Below are 13,650 nucleotides of genomic sequence, written 5' to 3'. Positions count from 1 at the left end.
CCCGCCGTCCGGATCAGACATGAACAAGGAAACCAACCCGTGAAGGACAAATTCCTGATCATCGAGGACGAACCCGCCGACGCGACGCTGTTGAAGCGCGCTCTGTCCGGCGCGGCGCCGGATGTCGACATCCAGGTCCTTCAGGACGGCGACGAGGCCCTGTCCCATCTGCTGCCTTCGGGTGACGACGCCCGCGGCCCGACCGAAAGCCGGCCGACCTGCATTCTGTTGGATCTCAAGCTACGCAAGCTCGATGGCCATGCCGTGCTCAAGGCCCTGAAGGAGGACCACCGGACACGGCGGATTCCGGTCGTGATCCTGACATCGTCCTCGGACCCGACCGACGTGAAACTGGCCTATGACCTGGGCGCCAACAGTTACCTGATCAAACCCGTGCGGTCCCAGGACCTGGGCCGCATGAGCGAACGGCTTATCGATTATTGGGCGCGGACCAACCATTTTCCGAGAGATGGCCATGCATTCTGACACAGTCGCTCCCGAACCCACGGGCATCTCCCTGTTCTTTGTCGAGGACGACGAGAACGATTACCGGCTCGCCCTGCGCCAGTTTTCGCGCCAGAACACCGATGTCTCTCCCCAGTGGCACACCAACTGTCGCGAAGCGATGGCGATGTTCGAGAAAGACACCTTCGACGCCATCGTCACCGACCTGAACATTCCCGAAGGTTCGGGCGTCGATTTGGTCCGCTTCGTGCGCAGCCTGGACGGCAACATCCCGATCATCGTGCTGACCGGCAACGGGTCGGAATCCGACGCCGTCGAAGCCATCAAACATGGCGCCAACGACTATCTGGTCAAGGGCACGGACTCCTTCGCCCGGCTGCCGGCGCAGATCGCCGGCCTGGTCAACGCTTACCGGCAGGAAAAGGACCGACAGCAGACAACGGCCGAACTACAGCTTTTGCGGGATCGCTTCCAGGACTTCGCCGAGGCCGCATCCGACTGGTTCTGGGAAAAGGGACCAGACCTGACGTTTACCTTCATCAGCGGCACTGTGCAGGACAACCTGGGCCTGCCGCCCTCCCACTTCCTTGGCCGGTCCGTTTGGGAACTCCTCGCCGACATGTCGACCAAGGACCGATGGCAGCATGAGAAGGATGTCCGCGAACGCCGCAACTTCCGCGATTTCGTATGCCGGATCGCCGTGCCCGCGGGGGGCGTGCGGACGATCCGGCTCAGCGGCAAGGCCGTGTTCACGCCGGACGGCGTCTTTGCCGGTTACCGGGGCATCGGTTCCGACATCACGCAACAGATCGAGGATGCCAACCGCCTGCAAGAAGCGCTGGAGTCCGCCGTCGAGGCCAACCAGGCGAAAAGCCGGTTCCTGGCCGTCATGAGCCATGAATTCCGCACCCCCTTGAACGCGATCATCGGCTTCACGGACGCCATGCTCGGCGGCGTCGCCGGACCCGTCCACGGCAAACAGGCGGAATACCTGAAGGATGTGCGATCAGCCGGCCTTCACATGCTGAGCCTGGTCCGCGACATTCTCGACCTGTCCCGCATCGAGGCGGGGCAATACGATCTGGACATCGAAACCCTGAATATTCGGGAAGAGGTTTCCGGAGTCCTTAAGATGATCAACACGGCCATCGCGGACAGCGGCATCATCCTGGAATTCGGCGACATCGGCGACGACCTGACCATCGACGCCGACCCCAGGGCGCTCACCCAGGTCATGAGCAACATCCTGTCGAATGCGATCAAGTTCACCCCGCCTGGCGGCCACATCTTCATTTCGGCCCGGGAAACCGAACTGGCGGTCGAAATTTGCATCCGCGATACCGGCATCGGCATTCCCCCCGACAAGCTGGACGAGGTCGCCCGCCCGTTTTACCAGATCGGCAACGTCCTGGCCCGCAAACACGATGGATCGGGTCTCGGGCTGTCCATCGCCAGCGGTCTGGTGGAAGCCCACGGCGGCACGATCACGATCACCAGCGAAGTGCGGACCGGCACGGAAGTATGCATGACCTTTCCCCATGTCGGGCGCGGCACGGCCTGACCCGGGGGGGCGGTCTCAGCGTGCCCCGGCCAGAGCAGCCTCGACGGCTTTGAGAACCCTGGGCGCGGTCGGCGAGGTTGGTGTCGAGAACCAGTCGACCAACCGCCCGTCCGGCGCGATCAGGTATTTGTGGAAATTCCAGCGCGGCTTGGCCAGGGCGCCCAATTCCTTGCCCGCCCAGGCATAAAACGGATGGGCGCCGTCGCCCGTGACCGCGACCTTTTCCGTCAGCGGGAAATCGACGCTGAAATTCACCTCGCAGAATTCCTTGATCTCCGCCGCCGTGCCCGGTTCCTGCCCGCCGAAATCGTTGGACGGCACGCCCAGCAGCACGAAACCCTTGTCGCGGTAGCGGGTCCACAGGTCCTGCAACGCCGTGTATTGCGGCGTGAACCCGCATCGCGACGCCGTGTTGACGACCAGCACCGCCTTGCCCGCGAAGGATTTCAACGGCAGCGGGGTGCCGTCGATGGCGGTGAAGGCGAAATCATGGGCGGTCGTCTTGGGGGCGTCGGCGGCCATGGCGGCTCCTGACATCAACAGGGCAAGCAGGGACAGGATGCGTAAGGCAATCATAAACGGCCCTCGGCGGCGTCGGAACGACAAAGGTCAGTGGGCGCCGCCCAGACTACCGGTTTTCACGAAATAGTCGACGGCGACGCCGTAATTGGGGTCATCGTCGGAATCCAGCATCAACTGACCGGCGCGGCTGAGAAGCTGGTGGCAGTCCCTGGACAGGTGGCGCAGTTGCAGGGTCTTGCCCTGGGATTCGTACTTCTGGGCCAGGGCTTCGATGGCCTGTAGGGCCGAATGGTCGACGACGCGGCTGTTCATGAAGTCGATAATGACCAGGCCGGGATCGGTTTCGGGCTTGAACAGCTCGTCGAACCCGTCGGTCGAGCCGAAGAACAGCGGCCCCTCGATCTGATAGACCTTGCCGCCCTCGGGCGTCTCGTGGGTCTTGGCGTGAATGCGCGTCGCGTTGTTCCAGGCATAGGCCAAGGCCGACACGATCACGCCGACGACCACGGCGACGGCCAGGTCGCTGAACACGGTGACGACCGTGACCAGCCCCATGACCAGGGCGTCGGTCAGGGGAATGCGACGCAGGATCAGGAAGCTCTGCCAGGCGAAGGTACCGATGACGACCATGAACATGACCCCGACCAGGGCGGCCAGGGGAATCTGTTCGATCAGGCTGGACGCGACCAGGATAAAGGCGAGCAGAAACAGCGCCGCCGAAATCCCCGACAGGCGCGTGCGCCCGCCGGACTGCACGTTGATCATGGACTGTCCGATCATCGCACACCCACCCATGCCGCCGAAAAACCCGGTGACCGTGTTGGCCAGGCCCTGAGCGACGCATTCCTGGGACGCCCCGCCGCGCTTGCCGGTGATTTCACCGACAAGGTTGAGGGTCAAAAGGCTCTCGATCAGGCCGATGGCGGCCAGGATCACCGCGTAGGGGATGATGATTTTCAGGGTTTCCAGGGTCAGCGGCACCATGGGGATGTGGAAGTCAGGCAGCCCGCCCTTGATGGTCGCCAGGTCGCCGACCCGGGGCACGTCGATACCGAAGCCGATGACGATGGCCGCGACCACGGCGATACCCGCGAGGGGTGCGGGAATGACGGCGGTGATCTTCGGCATCACCCAGATGATCGCCATGGTCAGCGCAACCAGACCCAGCATGACGGCGAGCGGCCAGCCGGTCATCCAGACCTTGGCCCCGTCGGGCCCCGGCACCTGGAACTGCGTCAATTGGGCCAGGAAGATGACGATGGCCAGGCCGTTGACGAAGCCCATCATCACCGGATGCGGCACCAGGCGGATGAACTTGCCCAGGCGCAGCAGCCCGGCGGCGATCTGGAGAAGGCCCATCAGCACGACCGTGGCGAACAGGTATTCGACCCCGTGGCTGGCGACCAGGGCCACCATAACCACGGCAAGCGCCCCGGTGGCGCCGGAAATCATGCCGGGCCGGCCGCCGATGACGGCGGTGATCAGGCCGACCAGGAAGGCCGCGTAAAGCCCGACCAGGGGATGGACCCCCGCGACGAAGGCGAAAGCCACGGCCTCGGGCACCAGGGCCAGGGACACGGTCAGGCCAGACAAAAGTTCCGTCTTGATGCGCGCGAGCAGATGGGCCGGTGATCCGTCGCCTTTCCAATCGGCAACGGAAAAGCAATCCGCGAGAGCGGCGAATAAGGGTCGTAACAAGGTGATGGATTCCGATGTGAGTGAGTAAGGGCGCCTAGTCGGCGTGTTTTTTCGGCTTCTTGCGCTTGATCGGGGCGTTCCCGGCCGGGTTTCCGCCGCCGGGGGCCTGGCCCCGGTGGGGCTTCTTCACCTTGTAGGTCTTCTTGCCCTTGGCCTTCTTGCCGCCCCCGTCCCAGGGTTTGTCGCCCTGGGGCTTTTGCGGGCGGTCACCGGCCGGCGGGCGGTCGTCGTTCAGCGCATCCGCGCGGGCGTCCTCGCGGCGCGAGAACTTTTTCTTCTTGGGCGCCTCGCCACGCGCGCCGGCTTGCGGGTTCCAGGCCGGCTTGTCGCCCTGATAGGTCTTGCCGCGCTGTTCGCGGCCTCCGTCGGCCGGCATGTCCGGCAGGCCGTCGACCCGCGCCACGCGGATCGTCTTTTCCATGGTCATGTCGGAACCCAGTTCCTCGACGAAGCGGTCGGCGCAATCGGCGCTCAGTTCGACGAAGGTTTCCGTATTGAAGATGCGGATGGCGCCGATCTCCCGCTTGGTCATATGGCCGGCGCGGCACAGCATGGGCAGCAGCCAGCGCGGCTCGGCATTCTGTTTGTGGCCGACGGACAACGAGAACCACACGCCGCCCTTGAAGGCGTCGCGGCGGGATTCCTTGCGCTCCGCCAAGCGGTCCGACGGGCCCGTATCCAGCAGTTCCTCGGGCGCCGACATGCCGGCCATCTGCTGGCGCATGAAGGCGCCGGCGATCTGCTCCGCGCTGTAACGGCTGAGAAGCTCCGTCGCGAAGGCCTGCTCCTCGTCGTTCAGGGGCTCGCTCAGGGCCGGGTCGGTAAGGACGCGCTCACGGTCGCGGGCCAGAATCTCGTCGGCCGACGGCGCCTTGGCCCAGGTCGCCTCGAGATTGGCGCTGTCCAGCAGGCGCTCCGTGCGGTAGCGCAGGTTGTGCGGCACGATCAGGGCGCTGACGCCCTTGCGCCCGGCGCGGCCCGTGCGGCCGCTTCGGTGCAGCAGGGTTTCCCGGGTCTTCGGGATGTCGGCGTGGATCACCAGTTCCAGATCGGGCAGATCGATGCCGCGCGCCGCCACGTCGGTGGCGATGCAGACCCGGGCGCGGCCGTCGCGCATGGCCTGGAGCGCGTGGGTGCGCTCGTTCTGGCTCAACTCCCCCGACAAGGCGACGACGGAGAACCCCCGGTTGGCGAAGCGGCTGGTCATGTGGTTGACCGTCGCGCGGGTCGCGCAAAACACCAGGGCACTTTTGGCATCGTAATAGCGCAGCAGGTTGATGATGGCGTTTTCCCGGTCGTTGGGGGCCACGGCCAGGGCGCGGTATTCGATGTCGAGGTGCTGTTTCTGTTCCTCCGTCGTCGCGACGCGCACGGCGTTGCGCTGATAGCGCTTGGCCAGGGTCGCGATGCTGCGCGGCACGGTGGCGGAAAACATCAGGGTGCGGCGGTCCGCCGGGGCGGCGTCGAGAATGAATTCAAGATCCTCGCGGAAGCCCAGGTCGAGCATCTCGTCGGCCTCGTCCAGCACCACGGCGCGCAGACCGGAGACATTGAGAGATCCGCGCTCGATATGATCGCGCAGGCGGCCCGGCGTGCCGACGACGATATGGGCCCCTTTGTTGAGGGCCCGGCGTTCGCCCCCCATGTCCATGCCGCCGATGCAGGAGGCCGAGACGGCGCCCGTCATCTCGTACAGCCAGTCCAGTTCGCGTTTGACCTGAAGCGCCAGTTCCCGCGTCGGCGCCACGGCCAGGGCCAGCGGCTCCGCCGCCCGCCCGAAGCGGTCTTCGCCCGCCAACAAGGTCGGCGCCAGCGACAGACCGAAGGCCACGGTCTTGCCCGATCCGGTCTGGGCCGACACCAGAACGTCCGCATCCCGGAGTTCCGGCGCCAGGATCGCGGTCTGTACGGGGGTCAGGACGGTATAGCCGCGTTTGCTCAACGCCTGGCCAAGCGCCATCGCGACGCCATCGAATTCTGTCATGTCACATCTTTCGGAATGCGGGTTTCGTGCGCCCGGAAGCGGTTAAGCGCCCTCGGCGCACGCGCGCCGCCGCCCACGGCGCGGCGATACATGCGTGTTGGCCCGTGTTGTAGTTAACGCGGAGGGGACTGTAAAGCCTGGACCTTCGCCCTAGAGCACGTACCGGCGCCTTAGCGCAGATTGCGGTCGGCGGCGGTGACCGCCGCCTCGGCGGTCATGCCCGGTTCCAGCAAGGCCACGCCCGTGCGCGCCTCGAGGAAAAGACCCTCGGCCGTATGGGTGGCGCGCAGCGCCGCCTCAAGCTCACCGGCCTTGCGCCGCGCGCCCTCGATCCCGTCTTCCAGCACCACCATCGCGAAATCGTTGCCGCCCAGGCTGCCCATGACCATGGCCTGATGGCTGTCCGATCCCAGCACGTCGCAGGTCAGGCGCAGGGCCTGGTCCAACACCGCGAGGCCATGGGCCCGGCGGATATCGTCGCCGTTGGCGAGATGAACCAGGATCAGCGCCGGCCGCGCTTCGATATGGCCCAGGCGATGGATCAGCTTTTCCATCTCGGCCATCACCCCCCGCCGGTTCAACGCCGGCACCACGGCATCGCGGAATTCGTTGGCGCGAGCCTCGGCCAATTCCTCCTGGGCATGAACAAGCTGCCGGCGCAGGGGTTCGAGCTCGGACGCCATGCGCTCGATGGCATGCTGGGCCTCCGGCGTCAGGCCTTCCATGGACAGAAGGCCCGACACGTTGATGGCCGGTTCCGAATGGCCGTTCTTGGCCTGCTCTTCGTGGTGGTCTTCTTTCTTGCCGCCGCCCGGGCCGGCGCCGCCGCCGTGCCCTCCGCCAGGTCCTACCGGCTGGACGGGGGCGGCCTGGTTGACATCCATGCCGGGTCTCCCTTCCAGGTCGCCATTCTTGGCGAACAAACGGACTGCTGTCACATTAGATTACCTTTATATTGTTAATAAAGCCTTACGTTTCAAGGATATTTGAACTCTTGCGGTGGCCGTGGCTGGCCATATAATGACGCGCTTCCCGTCACCCGAAGGCCACCGATGCGGCCTTCACCGGAAGCGAGGTCTCAACATGCCGCAATCGGCCGCCGACACCCCCCTGGTCGGCATCATCATGGGCAGTCAGTCGGACTGGGACACCATGCGCCATGCGGCGGATGTGCTGACCGAACTCGGCGTCCCGCACGAAACCCGCATCGTCTCCGCCCATCGCACGCCCGACCGCCTGTACGACTATGCCAAGGCGGCCCGCGGCCGCGGGCTGAAGGCGATCATCGCCGGCGCCGGCGGGGCCGCCCACCTGCCCGGCATGGCGGCGGCGCTGACGCCGCTGCCCGTGTTCGGCGTGCCGGTGGAAAGCAAAGCCCTGAAGGGCATGGATTCCCTGCTGTCGATCGTTCAGATGCCGGGCGGCGTGCCCGTCGGCACCCTGGCCGTCGGCAAGCCGGGGGCCAAGAACGCGGGCCTGCTGGCCGCCGCCGTGATCGCCCTGATGGACGACGGCGTGGCCGCCGCGCTCGACGGTTTCCGCGCCAAACAGACGGCCTCCGTCGCCGACGTCCCCACGGACGATCCCAAAGGCTGCTGACCATGGCTCCTCGTTCCGTCCATCCGCTGCCGCCCGGCAGCACCATCGGCATTATGGGCGGCGGCCAGCTTGGCCGCATGACCGCCCTGGCGGCGGCCCGGCTCGGCTATCGCTGCCACATCTTCACGCCGGAAACGGATTCGCCGGGCATTCAGGTATCGGCGGCGGCGACCATCGCCGATTATCAGGACCGCGCCGCCCTGAAATCCTTCGCCGAAGCCGTCGACGTGGTGACCTTCGAGTTCGAGAACGTGCCGGCGGACAGCGCCGAATTCCTGGCCGATCACGCCCTGGTGCGGCCCGGCCCGCAATGCCTGGCCATCGCCCAGGATCGACTTCTGGAAAAGGAATTCATCAACAAGACGGCGCCGACCACGCCCTACCGGCGGGTCGCCTCGGCCGGCGACCTGGCCAAGGCGGCGGACGAGATCGGCCGCCCGGCCGTGCTCAAGACGTCACGCATGGGATACGACGGCAAAGGCCAGGTGCTGATCGCCCCCGATTGCGATTACGACGCCGCCTGGGCGGAAATGGGCGCCGAGATCGGCATCCTCGAAGCCTTCGTCGATTTGGACTGCGAGATTTCCGTGATCACCGCCCGCTCCCCCCACGGCGGCTGGGGGACCTATCCGGCGGTCGAAAACCGCCACGTCAACCATATCCTGGACACCACCATGGCCCCGGCCCGTCTGCCGGACGGCCTGGCCGATCAGGCCGTGGCCATCGCCCACGATCTGGCCGATGCGTTGGACCTTGTCGGCCTGTTGGCGGTCGAGATGTTCGTCACCCGGGATCAGCGCATCCTGGTCAACGAAATGGCGCCCCGGCCCCACAATTCCGGCCATTGGACCATGGATGCCTGCGCCACCAGCCAGTTTGAACAACTGGTGCGGGCGGTCTGTGGCCTGCCGCTGGGGTCGATCGATTGCCACCACGACGCGGTCATGAAGAACCTGATCGGCGATGCCGTGAACGGCTGGCCCGATCTTTTGGCCGACCCGGGGGCCCGCCTGCACCTTTACGGCAAGGCCGAAGCCCGGCCCGGCCGCAAGATGGGCCACGTCAACCGGCTCTACCCCAAGGGCAAGCTGCCCAACGGGTGACGCGTGCTAACGGGGATCAGGCCGTGCCGGCCAGATCGTCCAGGGTGATGCGGCGCATCCGGTAGGCTTCCAGCAATTCGATCTCGACCGCGACGGAACGGCCCAGTTCGGCCAGCACCGTGTTCTTGACGAAGCGCTTCAGATCTTCGGTCTGACCGGGAAACACCAGGATATTGGTCAGCAGTTCGCGCCGCACCAGCGGCGGAAACACCAGCAGTTCGCCGACCAATAGCTGTTTGACCGCCGCCGGAATCCGCAGGCTGCCGAACAGACGGTCCAGGCAGAAGCTGTAGATGCCGAAATCCAGGCGCCCGGCGACATCGGCGGTGAAGGCCTTGAATTCCTCGACGAACGCCGCCGGCGTCATGGCGCCATCCATCATGCGCCGGACATGGTCGAGGAAATCGCGATAGCGCGCCCGGGCGGGGCTCATCTGATCGTTCAGTTCGGCCTCGATGGATTTGATTTCGGCCTCGCGGAAGCCTTTTTCCAGCAAGGTATGGGCGCTGTCGCGCACCCGCTCGTCCAGGGCCTGGTCCTCGATCAGCGAGAACAGGCGCTCATAGGCGTCACGGTCGCGCTTTTTCTTCAGCTTCTTGGCCAACTGGCCGAGCGGCAGGATCGCCGCCTGGGCGACCAGCTTGTCGCGGGAATAGATCGCCGCCATGGCCGCCGCGTCGGCGGGGATCGCGATGTTGCGCGCGAAATCCTCGGTAATGACGAAGCGATGGCCGTCGGCGACGGTCAGATAGCGGTTAAGCTTGCAGCATTCCAGGAAGTGGTTGGCCAAGTTGACCGGCGGGGCGGCGGCCCGCTGATGATAGACCCGGCCGTTGGCCGGATTGGCGGCGGATGTACCGATTTGCGCAGCGCTCACGGCCCGCGTCTCCTTTTGCTCGAAACCCCATCAATCCCTTGGGTAAAGCATAACCGACTGCGGCGCTGCCTGAAAGGTTTCCATAATACGGCAAATCCGGCCCCGACGGGGTCCGCGTCAGGCCGCCGGGCCGGGTCCGGGACGGGTGGCGACCGCCTTCAGGCGCTTGAGGAAGCCCAGCGGCGACGGCAGGCGGCCCAACGCCTGCTGCGCACGGGCCTTGTACATGGGAATTTTCAGGACATCGGCGAGACGCCGGTCGAGATACCCCCAGGTATCGGCGAAGCCGTCCGACGTGTCGGACAGCCAGTACAGGATGGTCGAGGTATAGACCGGGGCCAGCAGGCCCCGCTTGGTGTAATGGTTGAAATCGGCCGCCCGGTCGCCCGCCGCGTGCCAGATATGGTCGCAGGTGCGCCAGGTCATGCGCGCCGCCAGGGGGGCGTTCTGCGGCAGGGCCAGGAACGACAGCAGCCGGCGCATGGCCTCCCGATAGGGGGCGTTCAGTTCCAGGCGCAGGCGCACGCCGAGCGCCACCCGTTCCCGCACCTTGAGCGCGTCCAGGTCGACCTTGGCCAGTTCCGCCAGCATGCGCCGGTCGGACCAGTCCGCGAAATGGTCGGCAGCGTCGGCCATGCCGCCGGGAAAGGCGCGCAGGACGTCCGCCCGGCCCATACCCAGGTCCGCCGCCCCCCGTTCCAGGGCCTTCCGCGACCAGCCGTCGAAGGGAACGTGTTCCATAGCCGCCTCGATCAGGCGGTCGCGCAGGGCCATGTGGCGGGCGCGGGCTTCCTCGGCGGTCATGCGCGTCGTTTGGGCGGTCATGCGGCTTCTCCGTCTTCGCTGTCGGTGGCTTCGCCGCCGGTCTCATCGGCCATGATCGTGCGGGGAGCGCGGGCCATTTCCTCGGCAAAACCGAAGGTCGCGAGGTCCATCATGCGCATGGGATAGAGGATTCCGTCCAGATGGTCGCATTCGTGCTGCACCACGCGGGCGTGGTAGCCCTTGGCCTCGCGCTCGAAAATCTTGCCGTCCAGGCCCTGGGCGCGGTAGCGGATATGGGTCGGGCGCGGCACCCGGCCGGTCATCTCGGGCAGGGACAGGCAGCCTTCCCAGCCTTCCTCGACCGCATCGCCGACGACCTCGATCACCGGATTGACCAGCACGGTCAGCGGCACGTCCTTTTTGTCCTCGCAGCGCTCGCCGGGCACCCGGAACACGACGATGCGCAGCGGCACATGAACCTGGGGGGCGGCCAGGCCGATACCCGGCGCGTCGGCCATGGTTTCGACCATGTCGGCGATCAGGCCGTGAATGCGCGGATCCTTGGGGTCTTCGACCGGCTGGGCGATGCCCATCAGCACCGGATGTCCCATGCGCGCGATTTTCAGAATGGCCATCGTTGAAATCCTCTTGATCCGGGGCGTGAAGACGCCTTTATGACGTCGGATGGCTCCCCGGGAAATAACACGTTTGCTCCTTCACAAGGTGATATCTATGTGATAGAAGCCCGTCTTCCCGGACAGGTGATAGCACAGGTCCGATTGATTTTGTTGACTATAAGATTAGGAGCGTGACCTTACCGTGCAAGTCATTGTCCGAGACAACAACGTGGATCAGGCCCTCAAGGCCCTGAAAAAGAAGATGCAGCGCGAAGGCATCTTCCGCGAAATGAAGCTGCGCCGCTCCTACGAAAAGCCCTCCGAGCGCCGGGCCCGTGAAAAGGCCGAAGCCGTGCGCCGTGCGCGCAAGCTTGAGCGCAAGCGGATCGAGCGCGAGGGCTTCTAGCCCCTCCGGCCCGCTGAGCGGGCCGCGTTCTCCAAAATCCACCGAAATACCGGGCGCTGCCGGGGCTAAGCCCTTGCGCGCCCGTTTTCTTGCCGAACCGGCCCCGCTTTCTTGCCGAACCGGCAATGAAACGGCGGGGAAAGACGGGCATCAGGCAAAACGAAGGGCCGGCAGCCTGGTGGCCGCCGACCCTACGCGATCTTGCGAATTGCGGGAACGCGGATCAACCCAGCGCCTGGACGATCTCTTCCGTCATCTTCTTGGCGTCGCCGAACAGCATCATGGTGTTGTCGGCGAAGAACAGGGGGTTGTCGACCCCGGCATAGCCCGATGACATGCCGCGCTTGATGAACAGCACCGTGCCCGCCTTTTCCACGTCGAGGATCGGCATCCCGGCGATCGGGCTCTTCGGATCGGTCTTGGCGGTCGGGTTGGTCACGTCGTTGGCGCCGATCACGTAGGCGACGTCGGCGGTGGAGAATTCATGGTTGATCTCCTCCAGTTCGAACACCTCGTCATAGGGCACGTTGGCTTCGGCCAGCAGCACGTTCATATGTCCCGGCATGCGTCCGGCGACGGGGTGAATGGCGTAGCGGACCTCGACCCCCTCGGCCTTCAGCAGGTCGGCCATTTCACGCACGGCGTGCTGGGCCTGAGCCACGGCCATGCCGTAGCCCGGCACGATGATGACCTTGGACGCGTTCTTCATGATGAAGGCGGCGTCGTCGGCGGCACCCGATTTCACGGATTTGCCGTCGTTGGACGTGGCGGCGGCGGCCCCGCCGGAATCGCCGCCGAAACCGCCCAGCAGCACGTTGATGATCGAGCGGTTCATGCCCTTGCACATGATGTAGGACAGGATCGCGCCGGACGAGCCGACCAGCGCGCCGGTGATGATCAGTGCCGGGTTGGACAGGGTGAAGCCGATGCCGGCCGCCGCCCAGCCCGAGTACGAGTTGAGCATGGACACGACCACGGGCATGTCGGCGCCGCCGATGGGGATGATCAGCAGGAAGCCGATGGCGAACGACAGCGCCACGATGCCCCAGTAGACGGAATGGGATTCCGAGCCGACGAAGGTGATGATCAGGGCCAGGATCGCGAGCCCGACCAGGGCATTCAGCTTGTGCTGCCCCGGAAAGGTGATGGGCGCGCCCGACATGATGCCCTGCAATTTGGCGAAGGCGATGACCGAACCCGAAAAGGTGATCGCGCCGATCGCCGTGCCCAGCGACATTTCGACCAGGGACGCCCCCGGAATTTCACCCACCGCGCCCAGGCCATAGGCCTTGGGGTTGAACAGCGCCGAGGTCGCGACGAACACCGCCGCCATGCCGACCAGGGAATGGAAGGCGGCGACCAGTTGCGGCAGGGCCGTCATCTGGATCTTCAGCGCCGTGACGGTGCCGATGGTGCCGCCGATGAGGATCGCCAGGACGATCATGCCGAAGGACATGACGCCCGGATCCATCAGCGTGGTGACGATGGCGATGGCCATGCCGATGATGGCCATCATGTTGCCGCGGCGCGCGGTCACCGGCGATGACAGGCCCCGGAGCGCCAGAATGAACAGCACCGAGGAAATGAGATAGGCGTAGCCCGTCCAGCTTGCGGTCATTGTTCAGGCCTCCCCTATTTCTTCTCTTTTTTCTTGAACATGGCGAGCATTCGCTGCGTCACGATGAAGCCGCCGAAGATGTTCACCGACGCCAGCGTGATGGCGAAAAAGCCCATCCAGGACGAAAAATCCATGCCCTCGGGCCCGGCCGCCAGAATGCCGCCGACGATGATCACCGATGAAATGGCGTTGGTCACGCCCATCAGCGGCGAATGCAGGGCCGGGGTCACCGACCACACCACGTAGTAGCCGACGAAGCAGGCCAGCACGAAGACCGTGAACAGGCCGAGGAAACTGTCGTGCCCGCCCATGGCCGGGGCCTGTTGGGCGACGACGGCGGCGGCGTCCGTGGCCAGTTTCTGGGTCTGCTCCAGAAGCTGCGCGGCGCCGGCGGCAAGCTCCTGCGCCTGTTTGGCGATCGTTGCGGTATCCATC

The 13,650-nt window shown here is 65.4% G+C and carries 14 protein-coding genes; 5 read left to right on the top strand and 9 right to left on the bottom strand.

Features of this window, described 5'->3' with window-relative positions; genetic code table 11:
• The first annotated feature begins 39 nt into the window (after positions 1–39).
• Together RJ527_13595 and RJ527_13590 are read left to right on the top strand one after the other, a co-directional pair.
• A complete protein-coding gene (locus RJ527_13595; protein WND75070.1) occupies positions 40–486 on the top strand; it encodes a response regulator in 447 nt (148 codons plus the stop codon).
• Positions 476–2,026, top strand: a complete 1,551-nt coding sequence (locus tag RJ527_13590; protein WND75069.1) for an ATP-binding protein — start codon at positions 476–478, stop codon at positions 2,024–2,026. The genes RJ527_13595 and RJ527_13590 overlap by 11 nt, the downstream gene beginning before the upstream one ends.
• 15 nt (positions 2,027–2,041) lie before the next feature.
• Here RJ527_13590 and RJ527_13585 read toward each other — a convergent pair whose 3' ends face one another.
• The 4 genes from RJ527_13585 to RJ527_13570 all read right to left on the bottom strand — a co-directional run bounded on the left by RJ527_13585 (position 2,042) and on the right by RJ527_13570 (position 7,114).
• Positions 2,042–2,602, bottom strand: a complete 561-nt coding sequence (locus RJ527_13585; protein ID WND75068.1) for a glutathione peroxidase — start codon at positions 2,600–2,602, stop codon at positions 2,042–2,044.
• A 33-nt stretch (positions 2,603–2,635) separates the two neighbouring features.
• The gene (locus RJ527_13580; GenBank protein ID WND75067.1) at positions 2,636–4,246 is read right to left on the bottom strand and encodes a SulP family inorganic anion transporter; all 1,611 of its coding nucleotides are present in this window, start codon (positions 4,244–4,246) and stop codon (positions 2,636–2,638) included.
• A 34-nt stretch (positions 4,247–4,280) separates the two neighbouring features.
• A complete protein-coding gene (locus RJ527_13575; protein WND75066.1) occupies positions 4,281–6,230 on the bottom strand; it encodes a DEAD/DEAH box helicase in 1,950 nt (649 codons plus the stop codon).
• A gap of 170 nt (positions 6,231–6,400) precedes the next feature.
• A complete protein-coding gene (locus RJ527_13570) occupies positions 6,401–7,114 on the bottom strand; it encodes a diguanylate cyclase (GenBank protein WND75065.1) in 714 nt (237 codons plus the stop codon).
• A 199-nt stretch (positions 7,115–7,313) separates the two neighbouring features.
• Here RJ527_13570 and purE point away from each other — a divergent pair, with 199 nt between their 5' ends.
• Both purE and RJ527_13560 read left to right on the top strand, forming a co-directional pair.
• Positions 7,314–7,829, top strand: coding sequence for a 5-(carboxyamino)imidazole ribonucleotide mutase (purE, locus tag RJ527_13565; GenBank protein ID WND75064.1), 516 nt, complete (start codon positions 7,314–7,316; stop codon positions 7,827–7,829).
• Between the two features lie 2 nt (positions 7,830–7,831).
• Positions 7,832–8,932, top strand: coding sequence for a 5-(carboxyamino)imidazole ribonucleotide synthase (locus RJ527_13560; GenBank protein ID WND75063.1), 1,101 nt, complete (start codon positions 7,832–7,834; stop codon positions 8,930–8,932).
• 16 nt (positions 8,933–8,948) lie between these two features.
• Here RJ527_13560 and RJ527_13555 read toward each other — a convergent pair whose 3' ends face one another.
• The 3 genes from RJ527_13555 to def form a co-directional block, all read right to left on the bottom strand.
• Positions 8,949–9,809 carry a hypothetical protein gene (locus tag RJ527_13555; GenBank protein WND75062.1) on the bottom strand — a complete coding sequence of 287 codons (861 nt, stop codon included), beginning with the start codon at positions 9,807–9,809 and terminating at the stop codon, positions 8,949–8,951.
• 117 nt (positions 9,810–9,926) lie between these two features.
• Complete coding sequence (locus RJ527_13550) at positions 9,927–10,634, bottom strand: COQ9 family protein (protein WND75061.1); 708 nt, start codon at positions 10,632–10,634, stop codon at positions 9,927–9,929.
• Positions 10,631–11,209 (bottom strand): peptide deformylase, encoded by a 579-nt coding sequence (gene def, locus RJ527_13545; GenBank protein WND75060.1) that lies wholly within the window; start codon positions 11,207–11,209, stop codon positions 10,631–10,633. Before def ends, RJ527_13550 begins: the two co-directional genes overlap by 4 nt.
• Positions 11,210–11,393: 184 nt before the next feature.
• Here def and rpsU point away from each other — a divergent pair, with 184 nt between their 5' ends.
• Positions 11,394–11,597, top strand: coding sequence for a 30S ribosomal protein S21 (gene rpsU / locus RJ527_13540; protein ID WND75059.1), 204 nt, complete (start codon positions 11,394–11,396; stop codon positions 11,595–11,597).
• A gap of 223 nt (positions 11,598–11,820) precedes the next feature.
• Here the strand turns inward: rpsU and RJ527_13535 are convergent, their stop codons facing one another.
• Complete coding sequence (locus tag RJ527_13535; protein WND75058.1) at positions 11,821–13,215, bottom strand: NAD(P)(+) transhydrogenase (Re/Si-specific) subunit beta; 1,395 nt, start codon at positions 13,213–13,215, stop codon at positions 11,821–11,823.
• A 14-nt stretch (positions 13,216–13,229) separates the two neighbouring features.
• Positions 13,230–13,649, bottom strand: a complete 420-nt coding sequence (locus tag RJ527_13530; protein ID WND75057.1) for an NAD(P) transhydrogenase subunit alpha — start codon at positions 13,647–13,649, stop codon at positions 13,230–13,232.
• Position 13,650: the final 1 nt, after the last annotated feature.

This window comes from Thalassospiraceae bacterium LMO-SO8 (assembly GCA_031655335.1).
GTDB lineage: Bacteria > Pseudomonadota > Alphaproteobacteria > Rhodospirillales > Casp-alpha2 > UBA1479.
Note: the sequence above shows the minus strand (reverse complement) of the source record. Positions and strands in the feature narration are given on the sequence as shown.